We start from the raw sequence: 16,917 nt of genomic DNA on the forward strand, positions 1-16,917 counted from the left end.
CGCATGACAAGAAGGCGGCCACCCGATCCGGGTGGCCGCCTTCCTTATTGTGGAGCTAAGGAGAATTGAACTCCTGACCTCCTGCATGCCATGCAGGCGCTCTACCAACTGAGCTATAGCCCCTTGTTCTGTTTGCCGCCCGGTTTCCCCCGGCGACATCGAGAACATTACACGGTCCCCCCGGTGCTCCACCAAATCGATTGCCGTTCTGTACCGACAGGGCCGGTAACGTCCCCTTTCGTGACCGTGAACGTGCTCGCGCACACCGCCACCCGTCCCGCCTCCGCCCGCCGTCCCGTGCTGCTCGCCGCCACGGCCTGCCTGCTCTCGTTCGGCGCCTTCTGGATCGCTCAGCGGGCCGCCGGGGTCTCGATGATCGACCTGATGGTCTACCGGGCGGAGGGAGGCGCGGTACGGGCCGGGGCGGACCTCTACGCGATGCGCGCCACGCACGCGAGGCTGCCCACCACCTACCCGCCGTTCGCCGCGCTGCTGTTCACCCCGCTCACCCTGCTCGGCGTTCCGCAGATGCGCACGCTCGCCACCGCCGCGAACCTCGCCCTCCTTGTCGCGCTCGCCCATCTGTCGCTGCGCCTGGCGGGACGCGAGCGGCCCGGGGCCGCGCTGTGGGTGGCGGCGCTGGCCGTGTGGTGCGAGCCGGTGTGGACGACGCTGCGGTACGGCCAGATCAACCTGCTGCTCGCGGTGGCGGTCCTCTGGGACCTCACCCGGCGCCCGGGCCATCGCGGAGCCGGCGCGGGCATCGGGCTCGCGGCCGCCGTGAAGCTCACGCCCGCCCTGTTCGCGCTCTTCCTGCTGCTGACCGGACTCGTACGCGCGCGTGCGGACGGCTGGAACACCTGGCTGCGGCAGGCGGCGACGGCGCTCGCGGTGTTCGCTGGGGCGACCCTGGCCGCCGCCGTGGTCCTGCCACGGGACTCGCGGCGCTTTTGGACCTCCACGCTCTTCCAGACCGACCGGGTCGGCCATGCCGAGGACACCGCCAACCAGTCGCTGCGCGGGGTGCTGGCGCGCCTGCTGCACACCGGGGATCCCGGGACGTGGTGGACGGTCGCCGCGGCCGTCACGGCGGCGCTGGGGCTGTACGCGGCGGTACGGGCCGAGGTGCGCGGGGAGCGGGCCTGGGCGGCGCTGTCCTGCGCCGTCACCGCGCTCCTGGTGAGCCCGGTCTCCTGGTCGCACCACTGGGTGTGGTGCGTTCCGGTCCTGGTGCTGCTCGGGGCCCAGCGGCTGCGCGGGGCGGCCGCCGGCGCGCTGTTCTGCTCGTACGCCCTGTGGTGGGTGCCGCATGGGGCGGGCCGTCCCGAACTCGCGCAGAACGGCGTGCAGATGGCGCTCTCGGCGCTCTATCCGCTGGCCGGCGCCGCTTTTGTGGCGGCGGCCGCGCTCAGGCCGTGGCGAACGAGTAGAACCTCTTGAGGGTGCAGTGCGCCTCCAGGAGGCGGCCGTAGATCGGCTCGCCCTCAAGCTCCCGGTAGGTCTCGATCGGGTCGCCTTTTATGATCAGCGCCCGCGCGCATTCCTCGCACCAGTACTGGTAGTCGGCGTTGATCGGTTCCATGTCCCGGACGATCGGCGTACCGCTGCCGCACCAGTCGCACTTCCGCCTGTGTGCACCCATCTCAGCTCCAGCTGTGGCCGCAGGCCGTGCACACGTAGGAGACGCCACCGCCGTCGTCGCCGAGCATCTGGGCGACATGGGAGGAACCGCAGGCCGGACAGGTCAGGCGGGCGGCCGAGGTCGGTGCAGCGGACAGGTCCGGGAACTCGTCGCGGCTCGCAGGCATCGCGGTCTCCCTCCCGTTCGGTCCGTCGTCCCCCTCCGGCCGTCACGATTCTGCCATGGCCGCGCAAGAGGGTCAGCGGCGTCGTGATACGAGCGCCGTCAGCACCCCCACCAGGGCCGCTCCGGCCAGCGCGACGGAGCACGCCCACAGCGCGTCGCCGGACGCGTGCGCCCCCGCCGAGAGCCGGTTCAGGAAGAGCGTGCCGAAGCTCGCGACCCCGATGAGCTGGCCGAGCTGGTTCACCGTCGCCAGCAGTCCGCTGGCGTCGGCCGCGTCCTCGGGCCGTACGTTCGCCAGAGCCCCCGCGAACGTGGGGCTGAAAGCCAGCGCCAGACCGGCGCCGACCCCCGCGTAGGTTCCATAGATGGCGAGGCCCCCGGTGCCGCCGTTGTGCAGCAGCGCGCCCGTGGCCGTCGTGGACAGCGCGGTCAGCGCGAACCCGCCCGGCACCAGCGCCCGTTGCCAGGAGGCGGGCCAGCGCCGCCAGGTGAGCCCGACCGTGCCGAAGACGGCGGCGGTCGGCGCGAACGTGAGCCCCGCGCGCAGCGCGCTGTAGCCGAGGCCGCCCTGGATGTGCAGCGTGAGGGTGAACAGGAAGCCCGCGTTGATCGCCATCGCCACCGCGATCCTGGTGACCGCGAGACCCATGCCGGGGATCCGCAGCACCCTGGGCGCGATCAGCGGGGCGCCGCCGTGCCGCGCGAGCCGCGACTCGTACGCCCAGAAGGCGGCGAAGAGCACCGCGCTCGACGCCAGCGACAGCCAGGCCCACAGCGGCCAGCCCTCCTCCTGCCCGAGCACCAGCGGCACCGTGAGCAGCGACACGGACCCGCCGAGCAGCACCAGGCCGGGCAGGTCGAGATCGCGCATCAGCCGGGCGGCGCCGCGCCGCTCGCTCCGGTCCTTCGGCAGGTGGCGCGCGCCGAGGGCCAGCAGGGCCATGCCGATGGGCACGTTGACGAGGAACACCGGCCGCCAGCCCGCCCCGAAGAGGTCGGCGCTGACCAGGATGCCGCCGAGGACCTGGCCGGCGGCGGCGCCGGTGGCGAGCACCGCGGAGTAGACACCGAGGGCACGCACGCGTGCCTCTCCGGTGAAGTTGCGCTGGATGAGGCTCAGCACCTGCGGGATCATCAGTGCCGACCCCACGCCCTGCGCCAGCCGGAAGGCGATCAGCTGGCCGGTGCTCCCGGACAGGCCGCAGGCCAGCGAGGCGACGGTGAACACGGCGAGCCCGACGAGGTAGAGCCTGCGGTGCCCGAGCAGTTCGCCCAGGCGCGCCCCGGTGATCAGCAGGACGGCGTACGCGATGGTGTAACCGGCGACGACGAGCTGCAACCCGGCGCCGGAGGCGTGGAGTTCGGTGCGGATGGTGGGGGCGGCGACGTTGACGATGAACACGTCGAGGAGCGCCATGAACTGCGCGGCGAGCACGATCGCGAGCAGCAGCGGGGGCCGATTGTCAGTGGCAGCGTCTTTACTGAGCAAGGGACTTGGCCCCGTGCGAAGTGCTGTGGTCATGGCAGCCAGCCTGACCGCAGTCGGATACGGGTAACGAGAGCCCGCTGATGCTGGTACTGACAGCACCTGGCAGCGGTGGGCGACGGGATGGACGATGGGGGACGTGACGACTGTGGCTACACCGAACGGACGCCGCAGGCCGGAGCTGGCGGCCTTCCTGCGCGGCAGGCGGGCGCGGGTCACACCGGCCGATGTCGGCATGGCACCGGGACCGCGGCGGCGCACGCCGGGGCTGCGCCGCGAGGAGGTCGCCACGCTCTCCGGAGTCGGCGTCACCTGGTACACCTGGCTGGAGCAGGGCCGTCCCATCAACGCCTCGCCGCAGGTCCTGGACGCGGTGGCGCGCACTCTGCGCCTGGACCGGCCCGAGCGCGAGCATCTGTACCACCTGGCGGACGTGCCGTTCGAGCCGGACCGGGAGGCGTGCGCGGTGGTCGTCGGCCCGGAGGTCCAGGGCCTGATCGACGCCCTCGACCCGCACCCGGCGGTGATCTACAACGGGCGCTACGACATCCTCGCGACCAACCCCGCCTACCGGGACCTGTTCGACCTGCCCGAGATCCGCGCGATGGGCGTGCGCAACGTGCTGTGGACGATGTTCATGCTGCCGGAAGCGGAGTGCCCGGTGCTGTTCCGGGAGAAGGAACTGCCGGTGATGGTGGCGACGCTGCGCTCCGAGTACGGACGCCACGTCGGCGAGCCGGCCTGGGAGACGTTCATCGAGAGGCTCTCGGCGGCCAGCCCGTACTTCGCGGAGCTCTGGCAGAACGGCGACGTGGTTCCGCCGGGCCCGCGCGTGAAGACCTTCCGGCACGAGGCGGTCGGCGAGATACGCATGACGTCGCTGTCCCTGTCGATCAACGGCATGCCGGACTTCCGGCTCGTCACCTACACACCGAACGACGAGGAGAGCCGCGCGCGTACGGCGGCCCTGCGGGAGATGCGGGAGAAGCTCTGGGCGTGAGGTGTCCGCGCGGGCACGGGGCCGCGCGGACACCTCACTCCCGCAGGACCGCGCCGCGCGCGAGGCCGAGCCGGGCCGGGTCGGGTCGGGTCGGGGCCAGCTCTGGGGAAAACGAAAGATCCCGCCCGGTCGAACCGACCGGACGGGATCTCGTCACTGTGGAGCTAAGGAGAATTGAACTCCTGACCTCCTGCATGCCATGCAGGCGCTCTACCAACTGAGCTATAGCCCCGCTGTTCGCTTTGTTTCCCGCGCTCCTGCGCCGCGAACAAGAAGAACTTTAGCCTGTGACCTGCCGGAAAGTGAAATCCGGTGGTCGCACCGCCCGAGCGGCCGGTCGGCGCCCCTTGGCGGACGCCTCGGTCGCCGCCCAGTCGTCGCCCCGGGCGTCGCCTCAGTCGTCGTCGCCGAGGACCGGCTCGGGGAGCGTGCCGGCGTTGTGCTCCAGGAGCCGCCAGCCGCGCGCGCCCTCACCGAGGACGGACCAGCAGCAGTTCGAGAGGCCGCCCAGGCCCTCCCAGTGGTGCGCCTCCAGGCCGAGCAGGCGGCCGATGGTCGTACGGATCGTTCCGCCGTGGCTGACGACCACCAGGGTGCCGTCGTCGGGCAGCTTGTCGGCGTGGCTGAGCACCACCGGGGCGGCCCGGTCGGCCACCTCGGTCTCCAGCTCGCCGCCGCCCCGGCGCACCGGCTCGCCGCGCTTCCACGCCGCGTACTGCTCGCCGTAGCGCTCCACGATCTCCTCGTGGGTCAGGCCCTGCCAGGCGCCCGCGTACGTCTCCCGCAGCGCCTCGTCGTACGCCACCGGCAGTCCGGCCACGGCGGCCAGCTCGCCGGCGGTCGCCGCGGCCCTCTTGAGGTCCGAGGCGATGATCGCGTCCGGCTTGAGGGCCGCGAGCAGGCGCGCCGCGCGGCGCGCCTGGCCGAGACCCGTCTCGGTCAGCTCGATGTCCGTGGAGCCCTGGAAGCGGCGCTCCAGGTTCCACGCCGTCTGACCGTGCCGCCACAGGACGACGCGGCGGCCCCTGGGCTTTACGTTGCCGGCGTTCAGCTCAGCTCACCGTCCTCCGTCCCGCCGTGCAGCTGGGCGTGCTCGGCGGCCTTGCCGCGGGTCTTCACCGCGTCCTCGGGCAGCGTGATCTCGGGGCAGTCCTTCCACAGCCGCTCCAGGGCGTAGAAGACGCGCTCCTCGCTGTGCTGGACGTGCACGACGATGTCGACGTAGTCCAGCAGGATCCAGCGGGCGTCGCGGTCGCCCTCGCGGCGCACCGGCTTGGCGCCGAGCTCCTTGTTCAGGCGCTCCTCGACCTCCTCCGCGATGGACTTGACCTGGCGGTCGTTGGGGGCGGAGGCGAGCAGGAAGGCGTCGGTGATCGACAGCACGTCGCTGACGTCGTACGCGATGATGTCGTGCGCGAGCCGGTCGGCGGCCGCCTGAGCGGCGGCGGTGATGAGCTCGATGGAACGGTCCGTGGCGGTCACAAGCAGGCTTTCGTCGGCGGTCAGATCGATTCAGATCGTTCTCCAGGATCTCACGGACCGCCGACAGCCCCGAAAGGATTACTTGACCTTGTAGTCCTTGCCGAGCACCACGGTCACATCGGCGTTCGCCGCGGCCTTGCCCTGCTTGACCGCACCGGCCGGCAGACCCAGCGTCTTGGCGACCTCTTCGGCCTTCGCCTTCTGCCCCGCGTCACCGTAGGTGACGGTGGACGCCGCCTGGGTGCCCGCACCGCCGGCGTCGATGACGGCGTAGCCGCCGTTGACCAGATCGACCCGGGCCTTGTCGGCCGCCTTCGCGTTGCCGCTGCCGTTGGCCACCCCGACCCGGACCGCCGCGCCCTTGTCGGGAGCCGTGACCGTGCCGCCCAGGATGTCCTTGACCACGCTGTTGCTCGCCTGCGCGCTGAGCGTGCCGTCGCCCTGGACCGGCAGCAGGGCCGTCTTGTACGCGCCGATCTTGGCGTGCTCGGCGAGCTTGGCCAGCGAGGCGCCCAGGTCCGACTCGGGAAGTGAGGGGTCGAGGATCTGCGCGAGCGTCTGCACGGTGATCGTCGCGGCCTTGGGATCGTCCGAGATCTTGCGCAGCACGCCGTACATCACCTGCCCGAACCGCTCCAGCTGCTTGGCGTCGGCCTCGCCCGGCCCCTTGTAGGTGGCGTACGCGACGGCCATCTGTCCGGTGAGCGTCTGGTCGTCGCCCTTCTTCACCACCGGGTCCGCGCCCGCCTTGGCGCTCGGCACATCGGTGTCGGTGCTGATGTCGATGTTGCCGACCAGGTCGACCAGGTTCTCCAGGTAGGGCGTGTCCAGGCGCCAGGTTCCGGTGATCTTGGTGCCGAGCAGGGTGCCGATCGCCTCGCGCGTGCCCTGGGAGCCGTCGCCGTCGACGGACTTGCCCAGCGTGGTGCGGGTGCCGTCGTCGTTGGAGATGGCGAGCGAGTTGGGCAGCAGAACGGTGGTGCCCTGCTTGGTGGTCGCGTTGTTGACGAGCAGCGCCGTGGAGGTGCCGCCCTTCTGGGTGTTGTGCAGATGCACGACGATCACGTCCCGCTTCTGCGCCCCGACCGCCGCCGGGGCCTTGGAGCCCGAGGACGACGACAGGCCGGGCAGCTTGCCGACCGACCACAGGTAGCCGACGCCGCCGACCGCCGCGAGGGCCAGCACCACGATCAGCGCGACGATCCGGTTGCGGCCGCGGCGCCGCGCCTCCTCGCGCCGCTCGCTGCGGCTCTCGGTGAACTTCAGCCAGTCGATGACGTCTTCGGAGTCCTCGTCGGGCTCCTCGATGAACGCGAACTGCCCGGTGCCGCCGTCGCGTTCGTCCTTGCGCTGCTGCGGCAGGACCGGCACCTGCTCGGCCACCGCCTCCGGCACGGCCTCCTGGACGGGGGCCTGCACCTGAGCCTGGACCGAGGTCCGGTCCGCCGCCTCGCCGACCGCCGGCTGCTGCTGCTGCGCCGGAGCCTGCTGCTGGTTCCACTGCTCCGCGGTGTCGTAGCCGTAGCCCTGTTGCTGCTGCGGCACGGAGGGCTGGGCGCTCTGGCCGTACGGGTCGTATCCGTAAGAAGGCTGCGGTTGGGCGTACGGGTCGTACCCGTAACCGCCCTGCTCCTGAGACTGCTGGGACTGCTGGGACTGCTGCGGCGGCTGGTTCTGGTGGGACTGGGCGTACGGGTCGTACGAAGCCTGGTGCGGCACTTGCTGGTACACCGGCTGGCCGTACTCGTCATAACCGACAAGTTGCACCTGTGGTGCATAGGGGTTGTTCGGGTCCTGTCGGTCGTTCACCGGGTGCCCTTCTCTCACTCGCCGCGGTACAGCTGGCGCTTGTCGATGTAGCGCACCACACCGTCCGGAACCAGATACCAGACCGGATCGCCCTGCGCGACCCTCGCCCGGCAGTCCGTCGACGAGATCGCCAGCGCGGGCACCTCGACCAGCGACACGCCACCCTCGGGCAGACCGTCGTCCGTCAGCAGATGGCCGGGGCGGGTCACGCCGATGAAGTGGGCGAGCGAGAACAGCTCGTCCACGTCCCGCCAGGTGGTGAGGATCTGGGAGAGGGCGTCGGCGCCCGTGATGAAGAAGAGGTCCGCGTCGTTGTTGAGCGCGCGCAGGTCCCGCAGGGTGTCGACGGTGTACGTCGCGCCGCCGCGGTCGATGTCGATGCGGCTCACCGAGAACTGCGGGTTGGACGCGGTCGCGATGACCGTCATCAGATACCGGTCCTCGGCCGCGGAGACATGCTTGTGGCTCTTCTGCCACGGCTGCCCCGTCGGTACGAAAACGACCTCGTCCAGATGGAACTGAGAAGCCACCTCGCTGGCGGCCACCAGGTGTCCGTGGTGGATCGGGTCAAACGTTCCGCCCATCACGCCGATGCGGCGCTTGACCGGACCGGTAGGCACTTCCTGCTCTCCCATGCGTGCAGAGCCTACTGGCCCGGTGGAAACGCCCCGACTCGGCGGTCGCGTCAGCGGTCGCGGTTGAAGCGCGTGGTGATCCACAGCAGAAGCAGCAGGATGACCAGGGCGCCGCCACCGGTGACGTACGGGCTGAGGCTTTCGTGGTTGCCGCCGTGCTCGGTGCCCTCGGCGAGGGTGACCATGTTGGCGGCGGTGCTGGTGAGGCTCATCGTCGGCAGGACCTATCCGGGAGTCGGAGCGGAGACTTCGGGCTCATCGTATGCGGGCGGCCCGGGCACGCTCACGCCGACTCAGCCGTTCAGTCCCGGGCGGGGGTTCACGGTCGGCCTGGGGTCGGTCCCGAGTGGCGTTCGCGGCGGGGTACCCGCGCTGAGCCCGACGGCGCTCGCGGCGGGATACCCGCGGTGGGCCGGACTCAGTCCCGGGTGGCGTTCTCCGCGGCGGACCGGTCGTCCTTGCCGCGCTCGCCGGCGGGCCCGGACGTGGTCGACTCGCCCGTCGACTCGTCGTCGTTCGACCGGTAGCCGCGCAGCAGCAGCCAGGCGAGGGCGGCCCCGCCCACGATGGAAACGACCAGCACGATCCGCAGCACATTGCCGGGTCCTTGGTGGTCGGAGGCGGCGGCGAGCAGCGTCACGGCGTCCGGCATGGCAGGTCTCTCCTCGGTTATCCACAGGCCCCCGTCACACGGTAGCCCCACCGCCTAGTGTGGATGTCGTCAGGGGGACGAGCCGAGACTCTCAGGCAGGGGGACACCATGACCGACGACCTTCAGGACAGCGTGCCGAGCAGGCAGCGCCGACGCTTCCCCGGGATCTCCTCCCGGGCCTACGAACACCCCGCGGACCGCTCGGCGCTGGTCGCGCTGCGCAAGCTCAGCGGGTTCGACACCGTCTTCAAGGCGCTCAGCGGACTGCTGCCGGAGCGTAGCCTGCGCCTGCTCTTCCTCTCCGACTCGGTGCGGGTGAGCGACGCCCAGTTCGCACACCTCAACGCCATGCTGCGGGACGCCTGTTACATCCTGGACCTGGAGAAGGTCCCGCCGATGTACGTGACCCAGGACCCCCAGCCGAACGCGATGTGCATCGGCCTCGACGAGCCGATCATCGTCGTCACCACGGGGCTCGTGGAGCTGCTCGACGAGGAGGAGATGCGCGCGGTCGTCGGCCACGAGGTCGGCCACGCCCTGTCCGGCCACTCCGTCTACCGCACGATCCTGCTCTTCCTCACCAACCTGGCGCTGAAGATCGCCTGGATCCCGCTGGGCAATGTGGCGGTCATGGCGATCGTGACGGCGCTGCGGGAGTGGTTCCGCAAGTCGGAGCTGTCGGCGGACCGGGCCGGACTGCTCGTCGGCCAGGACCTCCAGGCCTCGATGCGGGGCCTGATGAAGATAGCCGGTGGCAATCATCTGCACGAGATGAACGTGGACGCGTTCCTGGAGCAGGCCGAGGAGTACGAGGCGGGCGGCGACCTGCGCGACTCGGTCCTGAAGATCCTGAACGTGCTGCCCCGCTCGCACCCGTTCACCACGGTGCGCGCGGCCGAGCTGAAGAAGTGGGCCGCGACCCGCGAATACCAGCGGATCATGGACGGTCACTACCCGCGCCGCGAGGAGGACAAGGACACCTCGGTCAGCGACTCGTTCCGCGAGTCCGCCGCGTCGTACGCCGATTCGGTACGGACGAGCAAGGATCCGCTGATGAAGCTGGTCGGCGACATAGCCGGCGGCACGGCGGACCTGGGCGGCAAGCTGTACGGCAAGTTCACGGGCGCGGGCTCCGGCTCCCGTACGTCGGACTCCCGCCCCTCGGACCGGCCGACGGACGGACCGGTGGACGGATCGCCGGACGGACCGGCGGGCCCGGACCGCCCCTCCGGCCCGGCGGCGGACGGCGGCGGACCGCACGACGAGCCGAGGGACGGCGACGGGGGCACCAAGGGCGACGGCAGCGGCGGCTCGGGCGGCGGCAAGGGCTGACCGTCGGCGCGAGAGCTGGTGACGGCGGGCACCACCACGCACTACGTACGGGAGCGCCCGGACCGCCCTGCCGCCCCAGCTCCTGGCCCGCCCTACGTGTTCTGTCCCGGGAGTTGTGGACGGGTGAGCCAGGTCTCGGCTGAGGGATCTTGAAGGGGGTGTGACCCAGATACGCCAGAAGCCCGCCAGGAACCCGCCAGACTTGATCTTGGCCTGCTGAGTGCCTGACGCTGTCGGGGATCTTGGCGATGACGGTCGGCCATGCCCTCGACATCTCAGTCTCCAAGATCCCCGACCTCGCCACCCGCGATCAGCTCCGCGTCTCCTCGCGGCGCCCAACAGCGGCCGCATCGGGTATGACGAGCAGCTTGCCGGTGGTACGCCGAGCTTCCAGGTCGCTGTGGGCCTGGGCGGCCTCGGACAATGCGTAGCGGCCCGTCACGGTGACCTCAAGCGCCTTGGAGCGCACCCACTCGAACACATCGGCGGCCCGTCGGAGCAGTTCGGACCGATCGGCGATGAAGTCCCCGAGACTGGGCCGGATCAGGGTCAGCGAACCGCCGTGGGCGAGCCGGATCGGATCAAACGGCGGCACGGCGCCACTTGCCGCGCCGAAGAGCACGAGATGGCCGCGGGGCCGCAGGCTGGCGAGGCTCGCATCGAAGGTGTGCGCGCCGACGCCGTCGAAGACAACCGGCAGTCCCTGACCGCCGTTGAGCCGCCTCACCTCGGCTGCGAGATCGTCGACCGCGGAGGAAAGGATCACCTCAGCGGCCCCGGCACGCTTCGCCAGCTCGGCCTTCGCCGTGGTCGACGTCGTGCCGATCACCCTGCCGCCGAGATGGGTGATGAGCTGGGTCAAAAGCAGCCCCATGCCACCAGCAGCCGCATGCACGAGGACCGTGTCGCCCCCCTGAACCGGGTAGGCGTCCTTGACGAGATAGTGCGCGGTCATGCCTTGGAGGAGCACGGCGGCGGCTGTCTCGAAGCCGATATCGTCGGGCAGCGGCACCAGCCGGGAGGAGTCCACGACGGCCCGCTCGGCATACGTGCCGGGAATCTCCACCCAACCGACCCGGTCCCCGACCGCGACGTCAGCGACGCCGGGTCCGACTTCGACGACCGTGCCGGCGCCCTCAGCGCCCGGGGTGAAGGGCAGCGGGAGGCTGTACCGGCCTTCGCGGTGGTAGACGTCGAGGAAGTTGACCCCGGATGCGGCGACCTCCACGAGCGCCTCGCCCGGACCCGGCCGCGGCTGGTCCACCTCGGCCTCCCGCAGCACCTCGGGACCGCCCACTTCGTACACCTGTATCGCTCGCAAGACCCCTCCAATAACGGTTCGTCCCCCACCAACCCCGTTGACGGCGATCCGATTCCCGGCGAGCAGACCAGCCCGCCGCCCCCGCCGGGAGCGGAGACGCCTGCTGACGAGGCAATACACCTAGGGCGTCGGCTGGGCGCTGGTGGCGAGGGTGCCGCAGAGGGCGGCGGTGGCGGGACCGGTCGCGTACGGGTCGGTACCCGCCGGGCCGACCGTGCTGGTCCGCTCCCCCGCCAGCAGCGGCCGCAGCTGCGCCGAGACATCGGCCGAGCACGCCTGCGGTCCGGCCTCCACATAGCTGACCTGGAGCTCCACCCGGTGCAGGCGCAGGTCGTCGCGGTCGAAGCGGAAGTGCAGCTCGCGGCGGACGGTGAAGAGCGAGGCCGCCTTGGCCGAACCGGTCGCGGCCGGGCGCAGGGCGTACGTGAAGGTGTGGTCGGACGTCACGTCCAGGGTGTCCTGGCTGGACTCGGCGTAGTGGAAGGTGCCCTGCACCCGTACCTGGGTGTCGGCGAGCGCCACTTTGGCCGGATCGAATCGCACCAGCCAGCCGGTGGCCGCGTGGCGGCCGTCGTCGGCGGGGTTGTCGATGCTCTGGTCGAACTGGGCCAGCAGGTCCGGGTCGAGCAGCGCCCGCACCTGGTGCACGGATTTGCCGGTGAGGACCTGGGGGTCGAGAGAGGACTGGACCAGATACTCCTTGGCGGTGGTCACGCCGGCGATGATCTGGCTCTCGGAGAAGTGGGAGGTCCTGCGGACCGCCGGGAGGTTGATGCCTTCGGCGCCGGTGCGGAACTGGGCGGCCGGGCTGTGGTCGAAGAGCTGAGCGGCATCGATGCCGGGAACGGCGCCCTGGGGCGCCAGGGGTATGACGGTCATGCGCAGCGGCTCGGCGGCGACGCTGCCGCCACCGGGCTGATACGGGTGGCGCAGGCCCATGTACACGGCGGTACCGAAGGCGACGAAGAGGAGGACGACGAGCGCGACTATCTGCTTGGTGAAGGGCCTGAAGGACCAGCTGGGGCGGCTGCGCACCGCACGCGCGTGCTCACGCATCCGTTCCTGTGCGGAGAACTCCTGCAGACGGGCAGCGCGGACGAACGATTCGTCGAAGACGACGGATCGGTATTCGTCCTCACCTCCGCCGGGGAGACCCTCCGGTGTCCCCTCGGGTGGCTCTCCACGCCCTGCCATACCTTCAGGGTAGGTCGCCGGAGGGGCCCGTAAACGCGCTGGTACGCGACAAGTTCTGGCGAGTTATCGACCACTCGGCCAGCGGGGCGTCAGGGAGCCGCCGCAGAGCCCTGGGAGAGCTGTCGGATGCCTGTCCCGGCGGGGCCCCAGCCTGTCCGGCGGGGGGAGCCCCCCAACCCCCGCTCAAGGCGTCCGAGGCACCATCGAAGCCCCCGCAACCCCCGACCCCACCGGCGCGGCCGAAGCCGCGGGCGCGGCCGGGGCCGAATAGTCCGCCGAGGCGCTGGGGCCCACCGTGACCGGGACGGGCAGCCCGGGCCCGTCGGCTCCGCCCGGCCGGCCGGGCCTGTCGGCTCGGTCCGGCTTGTCCATGTTGCTGGTGGCCGGGGGCGGGGCCGGGTCGTCGCGGCCGGCGGAGGCGCCCCGGTAGACGGCTGCGAAGGCCAGGGCGATCATGCCGACGCCCATGATCAGGGCGAGCAGCCAGGCGACCGGGCGGTGCCAGCGGGAGCGGCCTCGGTAGGGGCGCAGGGCCCCGCCGTGCGGGCCGTAGGGGCCCGCTTCGGCGCCGCCGGGGAGGCCGGGTCCGAAGGCGTCCGGGTCGCGGGCCGGGTAGGTGAAGTCGTCGTCCGGGCCGGCGCCGGCCCGGGCCCTTGCCGCGTCGGCCTCGGCGCGCGCCTGGGCCGCGGCCAACAGCCGTTCCACGGCGCTCGGTTCATGGATCTCGGCGGCCCGTACGAAGTCCTCGTCGAAGACCACGGAGGCGAATGCGTCGTCCGCGCCCCCGCGGTCGTCGTCGGGCTCCCAGCCGTCCGGGAACGGCCTGCCCCCCACGTCGTCCGGCACGGGTTCAGCGTAGCCCCGGCGCGGTCGTTTTGGGCAGGGAGTGTCCGAACTCTCCCCCTCGGGGCCGCCGGATCCACCCACCGGATCCACCCACCGGGCCGCTACCGGATGTGCCCGTCCCCCGTGACGATGTACTTCGTCGACGTCAGCTCGGGCAGGCCCATCGGCCCACGGGCGTGGAGTTTCTGGGTGGAGATGCCGATCTCGGCGCCGAAGCCGAACTGGCCGCCGTCGGTGAAGCGGGTGGAGGCGTTCACGGCGACGGTGGTGGAATCGACCAACTGGGTGAAACGGCGGGCAGCGGCCTGCGAGGTGGTGACGATCGCCTCGGTGTGGCCGGAGGTCCACTGCCGGATGTGCGCCACGGCCGCGTCCAGGGAGTCGACGACGGCGGCCGCGATGTCGTACGAGAGGTACTCGGTCTCCCAGTCCTCGGCGGTGGCCGGGACCACGGTCGCCTTCGTGGCCTCGGCGTAGGCCAGGACCCGCTCGTCGGCGTGGACGCTGACTCCGGCGTCGGCGAGCGCGTCGAGGGCGCGCGGCAGGAAGGCGTCGGCGATGTCGCGGTGGACGAGGAGCGTCTCGGCGGAGTTGCACACCGAGGGCCGGGACGCCTTGGAGTTGATGAGGATGTCGACGGCCATGTCGAGGTCGGCCTGGGCGTCCACGTACACATGGCAGTTGCCGGTGCCGGTCTCGATGACGGGGACGGTGGACTGTTCGACGACGGTGCGGATGAGGGAGGCGCCGCCGCGCGGGATGAGGACGTCGACGAGGCCGCGGGCGCGCATCAACTCCTGTACGGAGTCGCGGGATTCGCCGGGTACGAGCTGGATGGCGTCGGCGGGCAGGCCCGCGCCGCCGACGGCGTCGCGCAGCACGCGTACGAGCGCGGTGTTGGACTCGTACGCGGAGGACGAGCCGCGCAGCAGGACGGCGTTGCCGGACTTGAGGCAGAGGGCGGCGGCATCCACGGTCACATTCGGCCGTGCTTCGTAGATGATGCCGACGACGCCGAGGGGGACCCTGACCTGGCGCAGGTCGATGCCGTTGGGGAGGGTGGAGCCGCGGACGACTTCGCCGACGGGGTCGGGCAGGGCGGCGACGTCCCGTACGTCGGCGGCGATGGCGTGGACGCGTTCGGGGGTGAGGGTGAGCCGGTCGATGACGGTCTCGCTGGTCCCGGCCTCGCGAGCCTTGGCGATGTCGAGGGCGTTGGCCTCGACGATCTCCTGGGTGCGGGCTTCCAGGGCGTCGGCGATCGCCTGGAGCGCGTCGTCCTTGGCCGCGCGCGGCAATGGCGCGATTTCGGCGGCGGCCGTGCGGGCCCGGTGGGCGGCCTGGAGGACCGGGGACATGTTCTCGTACGGGGATTGCGCGCTCATGCACGCAGGGTAATGCTCCCGGCGTGGGCGTTCCGTCGGTATTCCACTGTCCGAGACGGGGCTCTCACAGTGCGGTCGCGGTGGCGCGGGGAGGACCGGGGCCTCGGCCCTGGTCTCGCGAGGGCCCGTTCTCTCACGGGCGGCCGCTGCCTCGAAGGGCTCAAAAGGGATGGACCCCGACCGGGGCGGCCGGGGGCGGGCCGTAGCCCTCGGCCAGGCGCTGGTGGTAGGTCTCGCGGTCGATGACCTCCAGGCCGACGATCTCCCAGGGCGGGAGTTTGGCGGTGGAGCGGTGTTCGCCCCACAGGCGCAGGGCGACGGCGGCCGCGTCGTGCAGGTCGCGGGCCTCTTCCCAGTAGCGGATCTCGGCGTGGTCGCCCGCGTATCTGCTGGTCAGTAAGAAGGGGTGGTCGTGGGCGAGCTGTTCGAGGCCGCGGCGGACCTCTTTGAGCGGGGCCTCGGCGCCGGAGACGCTGAGGGTGATGTGCCAGAGCCTGGGGGTGTCCCCGGGCTGTTCCCGCTCCTCGCTCTCGGTGATGTCGGCCCCTGTGCCCACGCTGGTCAGGGTCGGCCCGTCCTCCCCCACGGCCCTGCGGGCGTGGGTTCCCCCGACTCGGGGCGCCGCCCCCGGGCGCGCTCGTCTCACCGGCGGCCTCCTGTGATGCTGTGATGCCGTGATGCTGAGTAGTACCCCGCGACAGTCACCCCCGCGAGTACCCAGCAACAAAGTTGACCAGCCCGGGGCGGCGCGCGGGGCGGTTTTCGTGAAGGTGTCCGGTGGAAGGCTGGACTTTCAGCCGTTTCAGGGGTGCAGCACGACCAGATCGTCCCTGTGTACGACTTCGCGCTCGTACTCGGGGCCGAGTTCGCGCGCGAGTTCGCGGGTGGAGCGGCCGAGCAGCTGGGGGATCTCCTTGGCGTCGAAGTTGACGAGGCCGCGGGCGACCGCGTGTCCGGCGGTGTCGCGCAGTTCGACGGGGTCTCCGGCGCTGAACTCGCCCTCGACGGCGGCGATTCCGGCGGGCAGCAGCGAGGAGTGGCGTTCGACGACGGCGCGTACGGCTCCGTCGTCGAGGACGAGGTGGCCCTGCGGGGTGGAGGCGTGGGCGAGCCACAGGAGGCGGTCGGCGGAGCGGCGGCCGGTGGGGTGGAAGCAGGTGCCGGTGTCGCGGCCGGCCAGCGCGTCGGCGGCGTGGCTGGCGGAGGTGAGGACGACGGGGACACCGGCGGCGGCGGCGATGCGGGCGGCTTCGACCTTGGTGACCATTCCGCCGGTGCCGACACCGGCCTTGCCCGCGCTGCCGATCTGTACGTGGGCGATGTCGTCGGGGCCGTGGACGTCGGCGATGCGGGTGGTGCCGGGGGTGCTGGGGTCGCCGTCGTAGAGGCCGTCGACGTCGGAGAGCAGGACGAGCAGGTCGGCGCGGACGAGGTGGGCGACGAGGGCGGCGAGCCGGTCGTTGTCGCCGAAGCGGATCTCGTCGGTGGCGACGGTGTCGTTCTCGTTGACGACGGGCAGGGCGCCCATGGCCAGGAGCTGGTCGAGGGTGCGGTAGGCGTTGCGGTAGTGGGCGCGCCGGCTGGTGTCGTCGCTGGTCAGCAGGACCTGGCCGACGCGTACGCCGTAGCGGGCGAAGGAGGCGGTGTAGCGGGCGACGAGGAGGCCCTGGCCGACGCTGGCGGCGGCCTGCTGGCGGGCGAGGTCCTTGGGGCGGCGGCGCAGGCCCAGGGGGGCGAGTCCGGCGGCGATGGCGCCGGAGGAGACGAGCACTATCTCCTTCTCGCCGCCGCTGCGGGCTTTGGCGAGGACGTCGACGAGTGCGTCGACGCGGTCGGCGTCGAGGCCGCCGGAGGCGGTGGTGAGGGAGGACGAGCCCACCTTGACGACGATCCTGCGGGCCTGGGTCACGAACTGCCTTGCCACTGTCACACCGGCGAATCTATGCCAGGCCGCGCGGCGGGCGCGCG

At 71.4% G+C, this 16,917-nt stretch carries 18 protein-coding genes and 2 tRNA genes; 3 read left to right on the top strand and 17 right to left on the bottom strand.

All coding sequences use genetic code 11. From position 1 onward, the window contains the following. Positions 1-50: 50 nt before the first annotated feature. Positions 51-123 (bottom strand) — tRNA-Ala (locus tag ACGFRG_RS11950). Positions 124-240: 117 nt separating this feature from the next. Between ACGFRG_RS11950 and ACGFRG_RS11955 the strand changes: the two genes are divergently transcribed. Beyond that, on the top strand, positions 241-1,440 hold the full coding sequence (locus tag ACGFRG_RS11955; protein ID WP_393263360.1) for a glycosyltransferase 87 family protein: 1,200 nt from the start codon (positions 241-243) through the stop codon (positions 1,438-1,440). On the opposite strand, the gene ACGFRG_RS11960 is transcribed toward ACGFRG_RS11955, so the two are convergent. The 3 genes from ACGFRG_RS11960 to ACGFRG_RS11970 form a co-directional block, all read right to left on the bottom strand. Continuing rightward, positions 1,409-1,642, bottom strand: a complete 234-nt coding sequence (locus ACGFRG_RS11960) for a hypothetical protein (protein WP_188278056.1) — start codon at positions 1,640-1,642, stop codon at positions 1,409-1,411. The genes ACGFRG_RS11955 and ACGFRG_RS11960 overlap by 32 nt on opposite strands. 1 nt (position 1,643) lies before the next feature. After that, the gene (locus ACGFRG_RS11965) at positions 1,644-1,808 is read right to left on the bottom strand and encodes a hypothetical protein (protein WP_361430046.1); all 165 of its coding nucleotides are present in this window, start codon (positions 1,806-1,808) and stop codon (positions 1,644-1,646) included. Between the two features lie 72 nt (positions 1,809-1,880). Further along, positions 1,881-3,242 carry an MFS transporter gene (locus ACGFRG_RS11970; RefSeq protein ID WP_361430103.1) on the bottom strand — a complete coding sequence of 454 codons (1,362 nt, stop codon included), beginning with the start codon at positions 3,240-3,242 and terminating at the stop codon, positions 1,881-1,883. A 181-nt stretch (positions 3,243-3,423) separates the two neighbouring features. Here ACGFRG_RS11970 and ACGFRG_RS11975 point away from each other — a divergent pair, with 181 nt between their 5' ends. Further along, a complete protein-coding gene (locus ACGFRG_RS11975; protein WP_361430045.1) occupies positions 3,424-4,293 on the top strand; it encodes a helix-turn-helix transcriptional regulator in 870 nt (289 codons plus the stop codon). Positions 4,294-4,452: 159 nt separating this feature from the next. Here the strand turns inward: ACGFRG_RS11975 and ACGFRG_RS11980 are convergent. The 7 genes from ACGFRG_RS11980 to ACGFRG_RS12010 form a co-directional block, all read right to left on the bottom strand. Further along, positions 4,453-4,525 (bottom strand) — tRNA-Ala (locus ACGFRG_RS11980). A 162-nt stretch (positions 4,526-4,687) separates the two neighbouring features. Then, entirely contained in the window at positions 4,688-5,344 is a 657-nt protein-coding gene (locus tag ACGFRG_RS11985; protein ID WP_188278340.1) for a histidine phosphatase family protein, read from the bottom strand. Further along, on the bottom strand, positions 5,341-5,775 hold the full coding sequence (rsfS, locus tag ACGFRG_RS11990; RefSeq protein ID WP_393263363.1) for a ribosome silencing factor: 435 nt from the start codon (positions 5,773-5,775) through the stop codon (positions 5,341-5,343). Before rsfS ends, ACGFRG_RS11985 begins: the two co-directional genes overlap by 4 nt. A gap of 78 nt (positions 5,776-5,853) precedes the next feature. Continuing rightward, entirely contained in the window at positions 5,854-7,584 is a 1,731-nt protein-coding gene (locus ACGFRG_RS11995) for an LCP family protein (RefSeq protein WP_393263365.1), read from the bottom strand. Between the two features lie 14 nt (positions 7,585-7,598). Then, positions 7,599-8,219 (bottom strand): nicotinate-nucleotide adenylyltransferase, encoded by a 621-nt coding sequence (gene nadD, locus ACGFRG_RS12000; RefSeq protein ID WP_361430041.1) that lies wholly within the window; start codon positions 8,217-8,219, stop codon positions 7,599-7,601. 50 nt (positions 8,220-8,269) lie between these two features. After that, a complete protein-coding gene (locus tag ACGFRG_RS12005) occupies positions 8,270-8,431 on the bottom strand; it encodes a hypothetical protein (protein ID WP_361430039.1) in 162 nt (53 codons plus the stop codon). 206 nt (positions 8,432-8,637) lie between these two features. Further along, positions 8,638-8,871, bottom strand: coding sequence for a hypothetical protein (locus ACGFRG_RS12010; protein WP_361430110.1), 234 nt, complete (start codon positions 8,869-8,871; stop codon positions 8,638-8,640). Between the two features lie 108 nt (positions 8,872-8,979). Between ACGFRG_RS12010 and ACGFRG_RS12015 the strand changes: the two genes are divergently transcribed. After that, complete coding sequence (locus tag ACGFRG_RS12015; protein WP_393263367.1) at positions 8,980-10,203, top strand: M48 family metallopeptidase; 1,224 nt, start codon at positions 8,980-8,982, stop codon at positions 10,201-10,203. A gap of 310 nt (positions 10,204-10,513) precedes the next feature. On the opposite strand, the gene ACGFRG_RS12020 is transcribed toward ACGFRG_RS12015, so the two are convergent. From ACGFRG_RS12020 to proB, 6 genes are all read right to left on the bottom strand, one after another. Next, complete coding sequence (locus tag ACGFRG_RS12020) at positions 10,514-11,509, bottom strand: quinone oxidoreductase family protein (protein ID WP_393263757.1); 996 nt, start codon at positions 11,507-11,509, stop codon at positions 10,514-10,516. Between the two features lie 135 nt (positions 11,510-11,644). Beyond that, entirely contained in the window at positions 11,645-12,718 is a 1,074-nt protein-coding gene (locus tag ACGFRG_RS12025; RefSeq protein ID WP_361430037.1) for a hypothetical protein, read from the bottom strand. Between the two features lie 183 nt (positions 12,719-12,901). Continuing rightward, positions 12,902-13,564 (bottom strand): hypothetical protein, encoded by a 663-nt coding sequence (locus ACGFRG_RS12030; protein ID WP_361430036.1) that lies wholly within the window; start codon positions 13,562-13,564, stop codon positions 12,902-12,904. 101 nt (positions 13,565-13,665) lie between these two features. Then, positions 13,666-14,949, bottom strand: coding sequence for a glutamate-5-semialdehyde dehydrogenase (locus ACGFRG_RS12035; RefSeq protein WP_361430035.1), 1,284 nt, complete (start codon positions 14,947-14,949; stop codon positions 13,666-13,668). Between the two features lie 160 nt (positions 14,950-15,109). Continuing rightward, complete coding sequence (locus ACGFRG_RS12040) at positions 15,110-15,595, bottom strand: hypothetical protein (RefSeq protein WP_361430034.1); 486 nt, start codon at positions 15,593-15,595, stop codon at positions 15,110-15,112. A 156-nt stretch (positions 15,596-15,751) separates the two neighbouring features. Continuing rightward, positions 15,752-16,879 carry a glutamate 5-kinase gene (proB, locus tag ACGFRG_RS12045; protein WP_361430032.1) on the bottom strand — a complete coding sequence of 376 codons (1,128 nt, stop codon included), beginning with the start codon at positions 16,877-16,879 and terminating at the stop codon, positions 15,752-15,754. Positions 16,880-16,917 lie beyond the last annotated feature (38 nt).

Source organism: Streptomyces sp. NPDC048696, assembly GCF_043198895.1.
GTDB lineage: Bacteria > Actinomycetota > Actinomycetes > Streptomycetales > Streptomycetaceae > Streptomyces.

What these genes read in the sequence shown, in the direction of transcription:
- ACGFRG_RS11975 (WP_361430045.1), top strand. Translation starts at nt 3,424, where the DNA reads ATGGGGGACGTGACGACTGTGGCTACACCGAACGGACGCCGCAGGCCG.
- ACGFRG_RS12025 (WP_361430037.1), bottom strand. Translation starts at nt 12,718, where the DNA reads ATGGCAGGGCGTGGAGAGCCACCCGAGGGGACACCGGAGGGTCTCCCC.
- ACGFRG_RS11965 (WP_361430046.1), bottom strand. Translation starts at nt 1,808, where the DNA reads ATGCCTGCGAGCCGCGACGAGTTCCCGGACCTGTCCGCTGCACCGACC.
- ACGFRG_RS11960 (WP_188278056.1), bottom strand. Translation starts at nt 1,642, where the DNA reads ATGGGTGCACACAGGCGGAAGTGCGACTGGTGCGGCAGCGGTACGCCG.
- nadD (WP_361430041.1), bottom strand. Translation starts at nt 8,219, where the DNA reads ATGGGAGAGCAGGAAGTGCCTACCGGTCCGGTCAAGCGCCGCATCGGC.
- ACGFRG_RS12035 (WP_361430035.1), bottom strand. Translation starts at nt 14,949, where the DNA reads ATGAGCGCGCAATCCCCGTACGAGAACATGTCCCCGGTCCTCCAGGCC.
- ACGFRG_RS12010 (WP_361430110.1), bottom strand. Translation starts at nt 8,871, where the DNA reads ATGCCGGACGCCGTGACGCTGCTCGCCGCCGCCTCCGACCACCAAGGA.
- ACGFRG_RS12015 (WP_393263367.1), top strand. Translation starts at nt 8,980, where the DNA reads ATGACCGACGACCTTCAGGACAGCGTGCCGAGCAGGCAGCGCCGACGC.
- ACGFRG_RS12005 (WP_361430039.1), bottom strand. Translation starts at nt 8,431, where the DNA reads ATGAGCCTCACCAGCACCGCCGCCAACATGGTCACCCTCGCCGAGGGC.